This window comes from Streptomyces sp. NPDC101219, from assembly GCF_044767675.1.
In the GTDB taxonomy this organism is placed as follows: domain Bacteria; phylum Actinomycetota; class Actinomycetes; order Streptomycetales; family Streptomycetaceae; genus Streptomyces.
In genome coordinates this window covers 198812-215262 of sequence record NZ_JBIWOK010000005.1, presented here as the reverse complement: position 1 = coordinate 215262, position 16451 = coordinate 198812, and the positions used below count along the sequence as shown (strand labels likewise).

Below are 16451 nucleotides of genomic sequence, written 5' to 3'. Positions count from 1 at the left end.
GGCCCGTGTCGGGGGACCCGGCACCGCGGTTCTCCGAGCGGGGGCATACCGTGAGGAGTCGTACGTCCGAGCCGGGAGGAGACACGGGATGGGCAGCCGGACCGCGCTGGTCGAGGATCTGATGGAGCGGTTCCCGCACGTGCCGCGGGAAGCCGTCTTCAAGGAGGACCTGCTGCGGGGCGGTGTGGCCTTCGACCCCTCCGCCCTCAGCGACAACGAGGACGGCGAGGTCAAACCGAAGTCGTACTTCATCTTCTCCTTCGACCACGGCACCCTGCCGGAACTGGGGGAGGCCGCGCTCAGGCGCCCGCCGGAGGAGATCATCCTCACCGGGGGCCCCTACGACCTGCGCCGCACGGTGGTGTCGGTGCGGGTGAACCCGGCGTCGCCCTACCGGGTGGCCGCCGACGAGCACGGTGTGCTCGGCCTCTACCTCGACGGCAGGCGGATCTCCGACGTCGGTGTGCCGCCCATGCCCGAGTACTACCGGCACACCCTCTCCAACGGGAAGTCCGTCATGGAGGTCGCCCCGACCATCCAGTGGGGCTACCTGATCTACCTGACGGTCTTCCGGGTGTGCCAGTACTTCGGCGCCAAGGAGGAGTGCCAGTACTGCGACATCAACCACAACTGGCGCCAGCACAAGGCCGCCGGCCGGCCGTACACCGGAGTCAAGGACGTCGAGGAGGTCCTGGAGGCGCTGGAGATCATCGACCGGTACGACACGGCGAAGGCGTCCACCGCCTACACCCTCACCGGCGGCGCCATCACCAGGACCGTCGCCGGCCGCGACGAGGCCGACTTCTACGGCCACTACGCCAAGGCCATCGAGGAGCGCTTCCCCGGCCGCTGGATCGGCAAGGTCGTCGCCCAGGCGCTGCCCAAGGACGACGTGCAGCGCTTCAAGGACTACGGCGTGCAGATCTACCACCCCAACTACGAGGTGTGGGACGAGTACCTGTTCAAGATGTACTGCCCGGGCAAGGAGCGCTACGTCGGCCGGGACGAGTGGCACCGGCGCATCCTGGACTCCGCGGACGTCTTCGGCGCGCGCAACGTCATCCCCAACTTCGTGGCGGGCGTGGAGATGTCCCAGCCGTTCGGCTTCACCACCGTCGACGAGGCCATCGCCTCCACCACCGAGGGGCTGCGCTTCTTCATGTCGCACGGCATCACGCCCCGCTTCACGACCTGGTGCCCCGAGCCCACGACCCCGCTCGGCAAGGCCAACCCGCAGGGCGCGCCGCTGGAGTACCACATCCGGCTGCTGGAGGCCTACCGCGCCACCATGGACGACTTCGGCCTGGCCTCGCCCCCCGGCTACGGCCCGCCCGGCCCCGGCCGCGCGGTGTTCTCCGTGAGCTCGTTCATGGACAGCCTGCCCGCGCAGGAGCCCGTCGAGGCGTGAGCCGGGGCCCGCGGGGCCGTCGCCAGGACCTGAGGAAGGCCGGAACCGAGACGTTCCGGCCTTCCTTTGCGTAGGGTCCCGGCGAGGGGTGCGGTCCGCGGGATGTGTGAAGACGTCGCTTGTCAGTTGCGGCGCGGACGTGAAAGGGTCGTCGTCTGCCGCGAGGCATCCCTCAACTTATCCGCCGGTATGGCGAGTTGACCTCGTTCGTGGATGCAGGAGACCCATGCCCGACCTGCCGAGCCCCCAGGACGTCTCCGAGACGGCCCTGTTCTCCGAGTGCTGGGACGCGGTGCTCTCCTACGCCGACCTGTGCACGGCCGGGACGGCCGCCGCCGCCGAACTGGCCCGCGAGGCCTTCGCGCACGGCATACGTGACCTGCGCGCCGCCGAGTCGGCGACCGTCCGCGGCACCGGCCGCCGCGCGGCCCGGCTGCCCCGGATCCCGCTGCTGCTCACCGCCGTCCGCACCGCGGTGACCCGCTGGGAGGAGGACGGCCAGGGCCACAAACTGGACCCGGACCTGCGGCTGTGGCTCCACTCCGACCGCGCCGCCCGCTACACCGGCCCGCCCCTGGAACGCCCCGTCGCCCTGCGCGGACTGCGTGACCTCCAGCCCGCCGACGCCGAACTGCTGTGGCTCGCCGAGGTCGAGGCGCTGCCGCTGCCGGTGGTGGCCCGCCGCCTCGGCCTCGACCCGGCCACCGCGAGCGACGAACTCGCCCAGGTGCGCCGCCTGTTCCGGGACCGGTGCCACCGCAACCACCTCGACTCGCCGATGGACGCGGAGTGCCGCAGCTACGCCCGCCTCCTCGACGCGGTCACCCGCTCGCCCGCCGCCGACACCCCCGAGGACCTCTCCCGCCACCTCGCCACCTGCGTGCGGTGCGCCGAGGCCGCCGCCTGCCTGCGGGTGACCGACGGCGGACTGCCCGGCGCCCTGGCCGGCGGGGTGATCGGCTGGGGCGGACCGGCCTACCTGGAGCGGCGCCGCCGGGCCGCCGACGTGCGCCTCGGCACGGCCCGCCCCGCCCCGGCGGCCGGGACCGCCGAGGACCCGGACGAGAGCCGTCCGCGCGTCGCCCGCAACAGCCTTCTGGCCGCCGCCGTCCTGGTCTCCCTGCTGGCGCTCGCCGCCTCGCTGATGCCGTTCGGCGGGTCCGGCGACGGGAGCGTGGCCCGCGCCGAGGAGAACCGCCGCCCCGCCGCCGGCCCCGGCCTGTCGCCTCCGCTCGGCCCCGCCACCGAGCCCTCCACCGCCGCGCCGCCGTCCGCCTCCGCCCCGTCCCCCTCCACCGGCCGCACCACGGCGCCGGTGCCCGAGCGGGAGGACCCCGACCCCGAGCCGCAGGGCACCTCCTCCGGCACCGCCGGCCCGCCGCCCACCGCGAGCGACACCCCGCCCGCCGCCTGCCGGGCCGTCTACGACCTGGTCCACCAGTGGCCCGACGGCTTCCAGGCCACCCTGACCGTCACCACCCGGCAGCCGCTCGACGCCTGGCGGGTCGCCTTCTCCTTCCGCGACGGCCAGCAGGTCCGCCAGATGTGGGACGCCACCCACGACCAGAAGGGCGCGCGGGTGACCGCCACCGCCGCCTCCTACAACGCGGCCGTCCCGGCGAACGGCCGGATCGCCTTCGGGTTCATCGCCTCCTGGGACGGCACCAACACCCCGCCGAGCGACATCACGCTCAACGGCCGCCCCTGTGCGCGGGCCTGAACCGCCCGGCCGGGCGCCGGGCGGCGGGCGGCGGAAAAAGGAGTTGACGGACCGGGAGGGCGGCGCACTAACCTGACCGCAGATCATCCGGTGGCCGCGCGCCACCGGGCCGGAGCGTCGCCGGGCGACGCGCACACGAGCGAGGAGGTGTCGACCGATGACCGTCACCGTCACGGGCGCTGTCCGCATCCAGGTAACCGTCAAGTCCACCTCCGTGGCCACCGGCTGACCCACTCTCACCTCCGCCTCTTCCGGCAGTGCGCCAGCACGCCGGCCGGGGCCGCCGGGGCCGCTCCTTCGAAGGGCCATCCCCTTGAGTTCGCTCTCCACCCCGTCCGCCTCCGCGCTGACTCCCTACGGCTGGGACGACGCCTGGACCGACACGTTCGCCCCCCACGCCGCCGACGGGCTGCTGCCCGGACGCGTGATCCGGGTCGACCGCGGCCAGTGCGACGTGGTCACCGCCGAGGGCACGGTGCGCGCCGACACCGCGTTCGTCACCCCGCACGACCCCCTGCGGGTCGTCTGCACCGGCGACTGGGTCGCCGTCGAGCCCGGCGGCAGCCCGCGCTACGTACGGACCGTGCTGCCCCGCCGTACCGCGTTCGTGCGGTCCACCTCCTCCAAGCGGTCCGAGGGGCAGATCCTCGCCGCCAACGTCGACCACGCCGTCGTCGCCGTCTCCCTCGCGGCCGAACTGGACCTCGCCCGCGTCGAACGGTTCCTCGCCCTCGCCTGGGAGTCCGGCGCCCAGCCGGTCGTCGTGCTGACCAAGGCCGACCTCGTCCCGGACCCGGCGACCCGCGCCCACCTCGTCCAGGACGTCGAGACCAGCGCGCCCGGCGTGCCGGTGATCACCGTCAGCGCCCACGACGGGGACGGCCTCGACGTGCTCACCGCCGTCGCCGCCGGGGGCACGACCGTCCTGCTGGGCCAGTCCGGCGCGGGCAAGTCCACCCTGGCCAACGCGCTCCTCGGGGAGGACGTCATGGACGTCCGAGCCATCCGGGACGTCGACGGCAAGGGCCGGCACACCACCACCACCCGCAACCTGCTCGTCCTGCCGGGCGGCGGCGTCCTCATCGACACCCCCGGCCTGCGGGGCGTCGGCCTGTGGGACGCCACCGGCGGCGTCGGCCAGGTGTTCGCCGAGATCCAGGAACTCGCCGAGGGCTGCCGGTTCCAGGACTGCTCCCACGAGCGGGAGCCGGGCTGCGCCGTCCTGGAGGCCATCGACGACGGGGTCCTCCCGCAGCGCCGCCTGGACAGCTACCGCAAGCTGCAACGGGAGAACCTGCGCATGGTGGCCCAGAAGGACGCCCGGCTGCGCGCGGAGATCCGCAAGCAGTGGAAGCGCAAGGACGCCGAGGCCCGCGAGGCGATGGAGGTCAAGCGGGGCCGCTGGGCCTGACCGGGACCGTCGGGCCGGGCAGCCGCACCGGCGGCGCCTGCGGGACCTGCCCGGGCCTGCCGGGGCTGCCCGGACCTGCCCGGGCCTGCCGGGGCTGCCCGGACCTGCCGGACCTGTCGGGGCTGCCCGGACCTGCCCGGACCTGCCCGGGCTGCGGGGGCTTCCGGGGCTGCGGGGGCCTGTGGGGCCTGGCCTGCCGGGCCTGCCCGGGCTGCGGGCGCCTGTGGGACATGTCGGGGCTGCCTGGGCTGTGGGGCCTGCCCGGGCTGCGGGGCCTTCTGGGCCTGCGGGGGGCCTGTGGGGGCTGTCGGGGCTGCGGGCTGCCGGGCCCACCGGGCCCGCCCCGCGCCCAGCCTGCGTGTCCGATTCCCGCCAGCCGGGGGCGCCCCGGCGGGCGCAGACTGGACGTGTGATGGACGAGGAGACCAGGTACCAGGCCGTGCGCAGCCGGGACGGACGGTTCGACGGCGTGTTCTTCTTCGCCGTCGGCACGACCGGCATCTACTGCCGGCCCAGCTGCCCGGCGGTCACCCCCAAACGGGTCAACGTCCGGTTCTTCGCCACGGCCGCCGCCGCCCAGCAGGCCGGGTTCCGGGCCTGCCGGCGCTGCCGGCCGGACGCCGTGCCCGGTTCCGCCGAGTGGAACGTGCGGGCCGACGCGGTCGGCCGCGCCATGCGGCTGATCGCCGACGGCGTCGTCGACCGGGAGGGCGTCGCCGGGCTCGCCGCGCGGCTCGGCTACAGCCCCCGGCAGGTGCAGCGCCAGCTCACCGCCGAGGTCGGCGCCGGACCCGTCGCCCTCGCCCGCGCGCAGCGCGCCCACACCGCACGGCTCCTGCTGCAGACCACCGACCTGCCGGTGACGGCCGTCGCCTTCGCGTCCGGCTTCGCCAGCGTGCGGCAGTTCAACGACACCGTCCGCGCCGTCTACGCCGCCACCCCCAGCGCCCTGCGGGCCGCGGCCCCCCGCACCGGACGGGCCGCGCGCCGCACCGCCGCGCCGACCGCCGGGATCCCGCTGCGCCTCGCCCACCGCGGCCCCTGCCCCACCGGCCCCGTCTTCGACCTGCTCGCACGCGAGGCCGTCCCCGGCGTCGAGACCGTCGACGGCCCGCCGGGAGCCCGCACCTACCGCCGCACCCTGCGGCTCCCGTACGGCATCGGCATCGCCGCGGTGGACGAACGCCCCGGCACCGCCACCGGCGGGCAGGGAGCACGCCCGGGGGGCTGGCTGGACGCCCGCCTCCACCTCACCGACCCGCGCGACCTGACCACCGCCGTGCAGCGGCTGCGGCGCCTGTTCGACCTGGACGCCGACCCCTGCGCCGTCGACGCCCGGCTCGGCGCCGACCCCCGGCTCGCCCCGCTGGTCGCCGCGCGCCCCGGGCTGCGCTCCCCGGGCGCCGCCGATCCCGAGGAACTCGCGGTGCGCGCCCTGGTGGGACGGGACCGGGCCGCCCTGCTGGTCCAGCGGTACGGCAAGGCCCTCGACGCACCCTGCGGCACCCTCACCCACCTGTTCCCCGAGTCCGCCGTCCTCGTCGGGGCCGAACCCGGCGGCACCCTGGGCGCCCTCACCGCGGCCCTCGCCGACGGCACCCTGCGGCTGGACGCCGGCGCCGACCGGGACGCCGCGACGGCCGCCCTGCGCGCCCTGCCCGGCCTGGACGAGCACACCGCCGCGGTGATCCGCACCCGCGCCCTCGGCGACCCCGACGTGGCCCCGCCCGGCACCGGTGTGCCCGACGACTGGCGCCCCTGGCGCTCGTACGCCCTGCGGCACCTGGACGTGGCGGGGGAAGAGCGGCTCGCGCGGGCCGGATAGCGACGGTCACCACCGGGGACGGCGCTCCCGGGAGGCCGGGGCCGGTGCCCGGGGTCAGCCCCAGAACACCGCGCCGATCCAGGCGGCCGTGATCAGCTGGCAGGTGAACAGCTCCGCCAGCAGGCTCGAACCGCCCGAGCGCATGGCCGTGCGCACCGCCGCCCTCGCGTCGCCGTGCCGGCCCAGGAGCAGCCGTTCGTACAGGTAGATGCCGCCGAGGAAGCCGGGGACGGCGCCGAGCACGGGCACCAGCACGAAGCCGAGGAACGAGCCGACGCCGGCGTAGGCGATCATGTGGGCGTCGGTGCCGTGCACCCGCAGCCGCCGCGGGGGCAGCGCCCAGCGCACCACCTGGGACAGGAACAGCAGGACGGTCGCGCCCACGAGCACCCACCACGCGACCGGCCGGGGGTCCTTCAGCGCCCACCAGGCGACCCCGGCCCACACGAGCCACGATCCGGGCACCCCGGGCACCAGCACTCCGCACAGACCGAACAGGATCACCAGCCCGGCCAGCAGGAGGTCCCATGCTCCCATCAGTCCAGGGTGCAGGAGGGCGGGGGACGGCGCAGTCCGGCGGAGCGCGCACGGCGGCGGCCCACTCCATCCCCATATCGCACACGTGTCCCACCCTTCACCCGACCCGGCTCCCCAGGGACGCGGCGGGCGGGGATTTTCCTGATGCCCCGTTTTCATCCGGCCCGGGCGGTGGAGAATCGGGGGCATGAGTCAGCAGGGGGGAAGGCCCACCGGCCACGAGGACGACTGGTGGCGGCAGTTGTACGACGACTCCACCGACGACACGGGGCCCGCGCCCGCGCCCGATTCGCTCGACGACCGTTTCGCCTCGGCGGCCGGCACCGTGCACGAGGGGGCGCCACCGGCGGACGAGGGCCCGCCACCGGCGGACGCGCCCCCTGCCGCCCGCGTCCCGGACCCGCGCCGGGCGCCGGACCCGCCCCCGGCCGTCCCGCCCCCGGCCGTCCCGCCCCCGGCCGTCCCGCCCCCGGCCGTCCCGCCCCCCGCCGGCACGGCCCCGCCCCGCGCCCCCTGGGAACCCCCTCCGTCGGGCCCGCCGAGCCCGGCGACCTTCCCGCCCACCGGATCTCCGGCGAGGACTCCCACCGGGCCGCCCCGGACCCCGCCGGCCCCCGCAGGACCCCCGCCCCCCTCGGCCGGCGCGTCCCCGTCGGCGCCCGCACCGGCCACACCTCCGCCCCCCGCCACCGCCCCGCCCGCCACCGCCCCGCCCGCCGCGCCTCCGCCCGGCCCCGCCCCGGCGCCGGAACCGGCCGCCCCCGACCCCGGACCCCCGCCCGTCGCCTCCGAGAACGACCCGGACCACGCGCCGGCCGCCACCCCCGCCCCCGCCCCACCGCCGGTCCGCGGCTACGTCGGCACCAGGCCGCCCACCTACGACGCCGAGCCCACCGCCCTGCCCCCGGCCGAACCCGACGCCCTCGACGACCTGGTCCCCGACACCGTGCTGGACGGCGCCCGCTACGGCGCCTCCACCCTGCGGGCCGCCTCCGTGCGCGGCGACTCCGCCCGCTACCGGGGCGAACCCCGCCGGGACGCCCTGCTCACCGCCCGCTTCGGCAGCGGCGAACGCGCCCTCGTGCTCGTCGCCGTCGCGACCGGTGCGCGCGCCACCCCCCGGGCGCACCGCGCGGCCGACGAGGCCTGCCGGTGGATCGGCCGGGCCGTCGGCCGCAGCCACGCCCGCCTCGTCGACGACATCCGGGCCGCCCGGCGCGGCGACCTCAAGTCCGGACTCAACCGCCTCACCGACCGCAGCCTCGGCCGGCTCCGCGCCCACGCCGTCGAGCAGGGCCTCGAACCGGACGCCTACGCGGCCAGCCTCCGCTGCCTGCTGCTCACCGCCGACCCCGAATGCCGCACCCGCGTCTTCTTCGGCGTCGGACCCGGCGGACTGTTCCGGCTGCGGGACGGCGAGTGGCAGGACATCGAACCCCGGGTGGCCGACGTCCGGGGCGCACCCGTCCTCGGCTTCGGCTCGCCGCCCCCGGAAACTCCCCGGGGCGACCGCCTCACCATGGACCTCGGCCTCCCGGCGCCGCCCAGCGCCTACGAGCCCTCGCCCACCCTCACCGACCTGCCCGAACCGCCCCGCGAACCCTTCCGCTTCCGCACCTCCATAGCCCGGCCGGGTGACACGCTCCTGATGTGCAGCGCCGGGCTGGCCGACCCGCTGCGCGGCGAGGAGGAACTGCGCGCCCACCTGGCGGGCCGGTGGGCACGCCCCGGGCCGCCGGGCCTCGCGGCCTTCCTCGCCGACACCCAGGTCCGCGTCAAGGGGTACGCGGACGACCGTACGGCGGTCGCCGTTTGGGAGGCGTGAGGGGCCCCGGTGTGACTTCATGGAACCCGGAGGATCCGCCGGGAGACGAAGGGGCACACGGGAGTCATGGCCAAACAGAACGTCGCGGAACAGTTCGTCGACATCCTGACCCGCGCGGGAGTCAAGCGCCTCTACGGCGTGGTCGGCGACAGTCTCAACCCCGTCGTCGACGCGGTGCGCCGCCACTCCGCCATCGACTGGATCCACGTCCGGCACGAGGAGACCGCCGCCTTCGCGGCCGGCGCGGAGGCCCAGATCACGGGTCGGCTCGGCGCCTGCGCGGGCTCCTGCGGGCCCGGCAACCTCCATCTCATCAACGGTCTGTACGACGCCCACCGGTCCATGGCGCCGGTGCTCGCCCTCGCCTCCCACATCCCGTCCAGCGAGATCGGCCTGGGCTTCTTCCAGGAGACCCACCCGGACCGGCTGTTCAGCGAGTGCAGCCACTACAGCGAGATGATCTCCAGCCCGCAGCAGATGCCCCGGCTGCTGCAGACCGCCATCCAGCACGCCGTCGGCCGTTCCGGCGTCAGCGTCGTCTCCATGCCGGGCGACATCGCCGACGAGCCCGCCCCGGAACAGGCCGTCGAGACGGCGCTGGTCACCTCCCGGCCGACGGTCCGTCCCGGTGACGCGGAGATCGACCGCCTCGTCGACCTGATCGACGGCGCCGAGAAGGTCACCCTCTTCTGCGGGGCCGGCACCAAGGGCGCGCACGCCGAGGTCATGGAGTTCGCCCAGAAGATCAAGTCGCCGGTCGGCCACGCCCTGCGCGGCAAGGAGTGGATCCAGTACGACAACCCCTTCGACGTCGGCATGAGCGGCCTGCTCGGCTACGGCGCCGCCTACGAGGCCACCCACGAGTGCGATCTGCTGATCCTGCTCGGCACCGACTTCCCGTACAACGCCTTCCTCCCGGACGACGTGCCGATCGTGCAGGTCGACGTGCGGCCCGAGGTGCTCGGCCGCCGCTCCAAGCTGGACCTGGCGGTGTGGGGCGACGTGCGCGAGACGCTGCGCTGTCTGACCCCGCGCGTGCGGACCAAGGACAACCGCAAGTTCCTCGACCGGATGCTCAAGAAGCACGCCGACGCGCTGGAAGGCGTGGTGAAGGCGTACACGCGGAAGGTGGACAAGCATGTGCCGATCCACCCCGAGTACGTGGCCTCGGTGCTGGACGAGGTGGCCGCCGACGACGCGGTGTTCACCGTCGACACCGGCATGTGCAACGTCTGGGCGGCCCGCTACATCTCGCCCAACGGCCGCCGCCGGGTGATCGGTTCGTTCTCCCACGGCTCGATGGCGAACGCGCTGCCGATGGCCATCGGGGCGCAGTTCACCGACCGGGGCCGGCAGGTCGTCTCCATGTCGGGCGACGGCGGATTCAGCATGCTGATGGGCGACTTCCTCACCCTGGTCCAGTACGACCTGCCGGTGAAGGTCGTGCTGTTCAACAACTCCTCCCTGAGCATGGTCGAGTTGGAGATGCTGGTCGCCGGACTGCCCTCGCACGGCACCGCCATGAAGAACCCCGACTTCGCCGCCGTCGCCCGCGCCTGCGGTGCCCACGGGGTGCGGGTGGAGAAGCCGAAGGAGCTCGCCGGGGCGCTGAAGTCCGCGTTCCGCCACAAGGGGCCGGCCCTCGTCGACATCGTCACCGACCCCAACGCGCTGTCCATCCCGCCGAAGATCAGCAAGGAGATGGTGACCGGATTCGCGCTGTCCGCCTCCAAGATGGTGCTGGACGGCGGCGTCGGACGCATGGTGCAGATGGCCCGGTCCAACCTGCGCAACGTGCCCCGGCCCTGACCGCGCGGCGGGCCGGGGACGTCACCCGGACCGGCGGGCCCAGCGGCGCCCGGAGGTGTCGTACTCGTAGTGCGGCAGGCCCGCGATGCCGCTGGTACGGAACGGGCGGCCCCCGTCGTCGACACGGACGGTGCCGGTGCGGCCCTGGGAGGACCAGTCCAGCTCCAGGTACCAGCGGCAGTCGCAGGCGTCGGTCCGGGCAGTGACCAGCAGCACCTCCGGGTCCTCGGCGGAGACCCGGTAGGGCATCCGCACCGCCGGGAGCGGCGTGCCCGCGTCGTTCCCGGCGACCGGCCGGGCCAGCGGGCGGTCCTTGTCCAGGTCGACGTCGAAGTACCGCGGGGTGAGCGCGCCGCCGCACCCCTGGTCCATGGCGTAGACGTGGCCCGCCGCCGGGGCGCCGCGGCCGACCACCCGCACGCGCAGGGCCGTGAGGACGACGGCCGTGTCCGACGTGCCCTGCACGGACAGTTCGACGAGCGTCTCGCCCCCGTGGACCGCCCGCTGGGCGCCCGCCCAGACCCCGGCGTCCTGCGGGGCGGGGGGCGGCGGCACCCGCTCGGGCGGCGCGTCGACGACGTAGTCGTGCCCGCAGCCGTGCGCCCACGCCTGGTCGTTGGCGGTCCAGGTGAGCGGCGTGCCCGCGGGTGCGGTGGGCCGTGCCGGGCCGGTCGCCGTGGGGGAGGAGCCCCGCCCCGCACCAGGCGAGGACGACGCCGTGCCGTCCGCCTCGGCGGAAGGGGACGCGGGCGCGGACGGCGACGCCGACGGCGCGGCACGCCGGTGGGGTGCGGTCGGCGCCGCGCTCGCCGTGGCCGTGCCGCCGGACCGGTCCTCGTCGGCGGAGGCCCGCCGCCCGTCCGGCAGCGCGGCCAGCGTCCCCACGGTCGTCAGCACCGCACAGGCCACGGCTCCGACGACGGCCACCCGCTTGCGGCGGTACCAGGGTCGGGCACCGGGCCGGGGGGCGCCGGCGCGCCGGGGGCCGCTGACCAGGGCCGGCTCACCGGCGGACGGGTCCGGGGCGGGGGGAGGGGGTGCTGTCCGGGTGGTCGGGGTGGGGCCCGGGGTGCGGGAGTCCTGGGCGGTGGCGGCCGGTCCCGGGGTGCGGGCGTCCTGAGCGCCGTCGGCTGACCCCGGTGCGCCGGAGTCCTGGGCGCCGTCGGCCGATTCCGGGACGGGCGCTGCGGCGCCGGGGGCATGGGCTGCGGCGCAGGGGGCAGGGTCGGCCGGGTCAGGCTCCCGCGTACCGGGTGCGCCGTCGGTGGGGCCCGGGCCGGGTGACCTGCCGGATGCGCCGTCGGTCGCTTCCCCGCCGGGCGCGGGATGGGGCGTCTCGCGGGCCGGGCGTGCAGCCTCGGCCGGGTCCGGGTCGGCCCGAGTGGCCGCTGCGTGCTCGGCCGGCCCCGATGCGCGCGAAGTGCCCGATGTCCCGGTGGCCGGTTCCGTACCAGGGGGCGCCTCCTGCGGGACGTGGTCCGTCCGGGGGCGCCGGCGGGCCTCGGCGGCGAGGAGCCAGCGGTGGTGCAGTTCCAGGCGTTCCTCCCGCTTCGCCCCGCACAGCGCGGCGAAGCGCTCCAACGGAGCGAAGTCGACGGGGACCGCGTCACCCGCGCAATAGCGGTGCAGGGTCGAGGTGTTCATGCCCAGGCGGCGGGCCAGCGAGCCGTAGCTGCGGTCCGTGCGTTCCTTCAACTCGCGCAGCAGCGCCGCGAACCGCGCCACCTCGTCCTGCTCCGACACCGTCACCCCGCACCCGAATGGCCTGATCCCCGCCCGGGACGGCATCCCAGGCACCTCATGAACCTGCACGTCACAGGGGCTGGGATGGTTCCAGGCCCCCCGATCCGGCGACGTCGCTTGCCTCGTGCTCCCGGGACGGCCGATGCTCTTGGTGTCGCCCCGACGGCCACCGCGACCGACCGGCCCGGCCGTCGCGGCGGACCCGGTGCGCAGCGCCCGGGCCCGGGACCGCCCGTGCCCGGCACGCCGTACCGCCCGCATCCGATCACGTTCCTACGGGGGACCGCCATGCCCATGCGTACCCGAGCCGCCGTGCTCGCCGCTCTCACCGCAGCCGTCGTCGCCGCCGGCACCGCTCTGACCGTACCGGCCGGGGCCGCGCCGGCGAAGGCGGCGCCCAAGTTCCTGTCGGCCTCACAGCTGCCGCCGCACCCGTCCTCCGAGTGGACCGCCGGCCCGGTCACCGACGGCTTCCCGGTGGAACTCGCCTACTGCCTGGGCGAGGGCGTGCCCGCCTACGACTACCGGCACCGCGTCTTCCACACCGACCTGGACACGGGCGCCGTGCAGGTCACCGTCGTCACCGGGTCCGCCGCGAAGGGCAGGGCGCTGGCCGCCCTGCTGAACAAGGAGATCCGTACCTGCGCGCAGCGGCTGGAGCAGTCGGACCCGGAGACCGACGCCGCCTACCGCTCCTACGGCCCGGTGCGGGTCGAGGAGGGCGCCAAGGTGCACGGCCTGCACACGGAGACGTCCTGGGGCGCCACCGACATCCACCTCCTGTCGGTGGGGCGGGACGGCCGGACGGTGACCGTCGTCGGGTGGGGGCAGATGGGCGACTTCTCGGACGCACCGGTGTCCGCCTTCAAGAAGACCACGAAGAAGGCCGTGAACAAGCTCTACTGACCGGCACGGCCGCCCGGTGGACCGGGGTCGTCCTCTCGCCACGGGGGTCGGGAGGACGGCCCCGCAGGCGTGTTCCGGCCCGCGCCCGCGATACGTGGCCGTCGAAGTTCGGCCAACTTGGGCCGACGACGGACCGTGACGGCCCGGCATGACTTCCCACACCGATGACGGGGCATGGATTCCCCTGGACCGTTCGGAGAACGTGTTCGGGCAAGGGGGAACCGACATCGGAACGCGGGCGGGGGTCATGAAGAGGCAGGTGGGCGGGGGCGGTTCCGGCGAGGCCGGGACGTCCTCGGTACAGACCATGGAGGAGAGGACCGGCGCCGGCGCCGCACATCCGGCCGGCGCCCAGCTGCGGCGCACACTGGGCCGGGCCGACCTGCGGGCGGTGCCCGAGTCCCGGCGGGCGCTGCGGGAGCTGCTGCGGCAGTGGGGGAGGCCGGGCGGGTCGGAGACGGCGGAGCTCCTCACCAGCGAGCTCGTCACCAACGCACTGGTGCACACCGACGACGACGCGCTCCTGACGGCCACCGTCGGACCGGGCGGAGTGCACGTCGAGGTACGGGACTTCGTGTCCGGCGAGCCCCGGCCGCTGCCCGCGGACACCGGTGACCGCACGCACGGCCGGGGGCTGGCCCTGGTGGCGGCACTCGCCGACGCCTGGGGCGTCAGGACGCACGGCGTGGGCAAGGCGGTCTGGTTCGAACTCGGCGCGGACGCCGCCTGACCTACCGCGCGGAGCGGCCCCGGGACCATCGCGCGGAGCGGCCCCGGGACGACCGGGACCGCACGGACCGCGACGGGGCCGTCGGTCAGCCGAACTGCTGCTCCAGGTCCTTCAGTTTGCGCTCCAGGGAGTCCAGCCGCGGCAGGGCCTGGGTGTCGTCCTCCGCGGTCAGGTCGACGGGTGTGCCGTCAGCGCCGCTGCGGACCGGCTGCAGGGAGGGACGCGCGCGCACGGGCAGGGCTTCCGGCGCCGGTATGGCAGGCTCCGAGGACACCCGCTCGAGGTCCGTGGCCCGCTCGACCGTCGGCGTGTCCAGCTCGCGCCCGCCGCCCCGGCCCACGAAGCCGCGGTGGCCCCGGCTGATGGCCTTGAGCCGGGCCCGCTCGACCCGCTCCTGGTCGCGGCGGCGGCGCCGCGTCTCGTCCTTCTGGCGCTGGTCCTCGCGGACCTCCTCGACCGCCTCGTCCAGGCTGCGCACGCCCTCGAGCAGCATCAGCGACCAGGCGCGGTACGTCTCCCGCGGGGCCCGCAGCCAGCGCACGATGCGGATCTGCGGCAACGGCCGCGGAACCAGGCCCTGTTCACGCAGGGCGGCCCGGCGGGTCTGCTTCAGCGCCCGGTCGAACAGCACCGCCGCCGACAGGGACATGCCCGCGAAGAAATGCGGGGCGCCCGCGTGGCCGATGCCCCGGGGAGCGTGGACCCAGTTGAACCAGGCCGCGGCGAAGGCGAACGTCCATACGAGTATGCGCGAGCCGAGGGCCGCGTCGCCGTGGCTGGCCTCGCGCACGGCGAGCACGGAGCAGAACATCGCCGCACCGTCCAGGCCGAAGGGGACGAGGTACTGCCAGCCGCCGGACAGGCCGAGGTTCTGTTCACCGAAGCCGACCAGGCCGTGGAAGGACAGCGCCGCCGCCACCGCCGCACAGCAGAAGAGCAGCACGTAGGAGACGGTGCCGTAGATGGCTTCCTTGCGCCTGCGGCGCTCCTCGCTGCGCTCCCATGAGTCGTCCGCACTCGTGTCCTTGACCGAGGAGCGCTTGCCGCGCGCGAGCACCGCCACCGCCGCCAGCATGCCCAGGAGCAGCACGGCGCCCGGAAGCAGCCAGTTCAGCGATATGTCGGTCAGTCTCATCTAGGGGTCCCTTGCATTGGGATAGGGCGTAACGCCCGCCATAGTGGCCCAATCCCGTCCGCCCTCAGGGGTTTTCGCGGCAAGAGGCCGCCAATGAAGTGCGAGGGGATGCCCAGGGCGGCGTTCTGCTCGAACTGCCGCGTGAGGGGCGGGAGTTGAGTTCGATTAACACTACCCGTAAGGGTGGTTCCACGGAAAGTTCCCGCGACGGGTGAGGAGAATGTGAATCAACCGTGACCCAGGGGTGCCCGGGGCTTGCCGGCCCCGCGGGGCGGGGTGCGCCGGCCGGCCGTGATCCGGCCGGGGCGGATGGGAACGGGCGGTGTGTCAGACGGCCGGGGCGGATGCGGACCGGCGGTGTGTCAGCCAGCCTTGGCGGATGTGAACGGGCGGTGCGTCAGCCGGCCTTGGCGGATGCGGACCGGCGCTGCGTCAGCCGGCCTTGGCGGTCTGCGCGGTGGCGCGGCCGGCCGTGCGGGCGGAGGCGCAGGTGCGGGGGCAGGTGGCGCAGATGTCCTCGGGGCGCACCGTGTAGAACATGCAGCAGCTCACCCGGTCCCGGGTGGGGGCAGGTGCGGCCTCGGCGGTGGGGCCCGCCGGGCGGCGGAAGGCCGCCGCGCCGACGTACGGCGTGGTGGATCCGGGCAGCAGCAGCTCCAGTTCGCGGACGGCCCGCCCGTCCTCGCCGAGCAGTTGGCCGACGTACCACAGGCTCTCGACGATCTCGTCGGTCGCCATGCCCCACAGGGCGCGGCCGCGGCGCCGCATGCGCGGGCCGAACGCGGCGAGCAGCGGCTCCAGGTGCTCGGCGGCGGCCGTGCGCACCTCGGCCCGCAGGGCCTCCTCGTCCGGCACGACGCGGGCGCCGGGCAGGGCCGCCGCCGGGTCGCCGGGCAGGCAGGCGAAGCCGTCCGGACGCACGGCCATGCGGCCCACGGCGAGGCCGGGCGCTGTGCGGTCGAACGAGACGTGGGTCACGGGGTAGCGCGGCACCCGGCGCTGAAGGAACCACGGCACGGTGATCAGCAGGCAGGCGGGCCAGGCGTAGCGGTGCAGGCCGAAGCTGGCGACCACATCGGGCCGGGCCCGCTGTCCGTAGTCCCGCTGCACCTGGGTGTCGTCCAGGGCGAGGAACGTCTCCAGCTCCGGTCCTCCCGCGGCGAGGTCGGCGGCGGGGATCCAGCCACCGCCCCGGGGGACGTCCTCGCCGGCTCCGAGTACCGTGACGGCCAGTGCCGGGAAGACCTCCGCCAGACGGGCGTACGCGTCGGTGACGGCCGAACCGGGCACAGGCATGGGACCACCCATTCACTCGCGTCGACCGGCCCGTGGAGGCCGCTTGAAAGGTAAGGCTCACCTTACCGAAGATCGCGCGGATGTGAACCGGGGGGTCTGTGGCCGT

The 16451-nt window shown here is 75.3% G+C and carries 12 protein-coding genes; 8 read left to right on the top strand and 4 right to left on the bottom strand.

The genetic code is table 11. The annotated features are described in order from the left end of the window. Nucleotides 1-88 precede the first annotated feature (88 nt). The 4 genes from ACIRPP_RS11820 to ACIRPP_RS11805 all read left to right on the top strand — a co-directional run bounded on the left by ACIRPP_RS11820 (nt 89) and on the right by ACIRPP_RS11805 (nt 6364). Nucleotides 89-1408: a radical SAM protein gene (locus ACIRPP_RS11820; protein ID WP_403640523.1), complete on the top strand. Its 1320-nt coding sequence runs from the start codon at nt 89-91 to the stop codon at nt 1406-1408. A 226-nt stretch (nt 1409-1634) separates the two neighbouring features. Beyond that, a complete protein-coding gene (locus tag ACIRPP_RS11815; protein ID WP_403640520.1) occupies nt 1635-3128 on the top strand; it encodes a cellulose binding domain-containing protein in 1494 nt (497 codons plus the stop codon). 307 nt (nt 3129-3435) lie between these two features. Continuing rightward, complete coding sequence (rsgA, locus tag ACIRPP_RS11810; RefSeq protein ID WP_403641183.1) at nt 3436-4539, top strand: ribosome small subunit-dependent GTPase A; 1104 nt, start codon at nt 3436-3438, stop codon at nt 4537-4539. Nucleotides 4540-4951: 412 nt separating this feature from the next. Beyond that, nucleotides 4952-6364: a DNA-3-methyladenine glycosylase 2 family protein gene (locus tag ACIRPP_RS11805; protein ID WP_403641180.1), complete on the top strand. Its 1413-nt coding sequence runs from the start codon at nt 4952-4954 to the stop codon at nt 6362-6364. Nucleotides 6365-6418: 54 nt separating this feature from the next. On the opposite strand, the gene ACIRPP_RS11800 is transcribed toward ACIRPP_RS11805, so the two are convergent. Continuing rightward, complete coding sequence (locus ACIRPP_RS11800) at nt 6419-6901, bottom strand: DUF456 domain-containing protein (protein WP_403640517.1); 483 nt, start codon at nt 6899-6901, stop codon at nt 6419-6421. Nucleotides 6902-7088: 187 nt separating this feature from the next. Between ACIRPP_RS11800 and ACIRPP_RS11795 the strand changes: the two genes are divergently transcribed. Both ACIRPP_RS11795 and ACIRPP_RS11790 read left to right on the top strand, forming a co-directional pair. Further along, nucleotides 7089-8726 (top strand): protein phosphatase 2C domain-containing protein, encoded by a 1638-nt coding sequence (locus tag ACIRPP_RS11795; RefSeq protein ID WP_403640514.1) that lies wholly within the window; start codon nt 7089-7091, stop codon nt 8724-8726. Nucleotides 8727-8792: 66 nt separating this feature from the next. Continuing rightward, nucleotides 8793-10535 carry a pyruvate dehydrogenase gene (locus ACIRPP_RS11790; RefSeq protein ID WP_403640511.1) on the top strand — a complete coding sequence of 581 codons (1743 nt, stop codon included), beginning with the start codon at nt 8793-8795 and terminating at the stop codon, nt 10533-10535. A gap of 21 nt (nt 10536-10556) precedes the next feature. Here ACIRPP_RS11790 and ACIRPP_RS11785 read toward each other — a convergent pair whose 3' ends face one another. Next, nucleotides 10557-12278, bottom strand: coding sequence for a helix-turn-helix domain-containing protein (locus tag ACIRPP_RS11785; RefSeq protein WP_403640507.1), 1722 nt, complete (start codon nt 12276-12278; stop codon nt 10557-10559). 288 nt (nt 12279-12566) lie between these two features. On the opposite strand from ACIRPP_RS11785, the gene ACIRPP_RS11780 reads away from it, so the two are divergent. Both ACIRPP_RS11780 and ACIRPP_RS11775 read left to right on the top strand, forming a co-directional pair. Then, on the top strand, nt 12567-13184 hold the full coding sequence (locus tag ACIRPP_RS11780; protein WP_403640504.1) for a hypothetical protein: 618 nt from the start codon (nt 12567-12569) through the stop codon (nt 13182-13184). A gap of 307 nt (nt 13185-13491) precedes the next feature. Then, on the top strand, nt 13492-13914 hold the full coding sequence (locus ACIRPP_RS11775; RefSeq protein ID WP_403641178.1) for an ATP-binding protein: 423 nt from the start codon (nt 13492-13494) through the stop codon (nt 13912-13914). 85 nt (nt 13915-13999) lie between these two features. Here ACIRPP_RS11775 and ACIRPP_RS11770 read toward each other — a convergent pair whose 3' ends face one another. Together ACIRPP_RS11770 and ACIRPP_RS11765 are read right to left on the bottom strand one after the other, a co-directional pair. Beyond that, nucleotides 14000-15049, bottom strand: a complete 1050-nt coding sequence (locus ACIRPP_RS11770; RefSeq protein ID WP_164348025.1) for a DUF2637 domain-containing protein — start codon at nt 15047-15049, stop codon at nt 14000-14002. A 432-nt stretch (nt 15050-15481) separates the two neighbouring features. After that, nucleotides 15482-16345, bottom strand: a complete 864-nt coding sequence (locus ACIRPP_RS11765) for a (2Fe-2S)-binding protein (protein WP_403640501.1) — start codon at nt 16343-16345, stop codon at nt 15482-15484. Nucleotides 16346-16451 lie beyond the last annotated feature (106 nt).

Excerpts from the sequence above, each read along its gene's own strand:
- ACIRPP_RS11820 (WP_403640523.1), top strand. The coding sequence starts at position 89 with ATGGGCAGCCGGACCGCGCTGGTCGAGGATCTGATGGAGCGGTTCCCG.
- ACIRPP_RS11815 (WP_403640520.1), top strand. The coding sequence starts at position 1,635 with ATGCCCGACCTGCCGAGCCCCCAGGACGTCTCCGAGACGGCCCTGTTC.
- ACIRPP_RS11805 (WP_403641180.1), top strand. The coding sequence starts at position 4,952 with ATGGACGAGGAGACCAGGTACCAGGCCGTGCGCAGCCGGGACGGACGG.
- ACIRPP_RS11800 (WP_403640517.1), bottom strand. The coding sequence starts at position 6,901 with ATGGGAGCATGGGACCTCCTGCTGGCCGGGCTGGTGATCCTGTTCGGT.
- ACIRPP_RS11795 (WP_403640514.1), top strand. The coding sequence starts at position 7,089 with ATGAGTCAGCAGGGGGGAAGGCCCACCGGCCACGAGGACGACTGGTGG.
- ACIRPP_RS11790 (WP_403640511.1), top strand. The coding sequence starts at position 8,793 with ATGGCCAAACAGAACGTCGCGGAACAGTTCGTCGACATCCTGACCCGC.
- ACIRPP_RS11780 (WP_403640504.1), top strand. The coding sequence starts at position 12,567 with ATGCCCATGCGTACCCGAGCCGCCGTGCTCGCCGCTCTCACCGCAGCC.
- ACIRPP_RS11775 (WP_403641178.1), top strand. The coding sequence starts at position 13,492 with ATGGAGGAGAGGACCGGCGCCGGCGCCGCACATCCGGCCGGCGCCCAG.
- ACIRPP_RS11770 (WP_164348025.1), bottom strand. The coding sequence starts at position 15,049 with ATGAGACTGACCGACATATCGCTGAACTGGCTGCTTCCGGGCGCCGTG.
- ACIRPP_RS11765 (WP_403640501.1), bottom strand. The coding sequence starts at position 16,345 with ATGCCTGTGCCCGGTTCGGCCGTCACCGACGCGTACGCCCGTCTGGCG.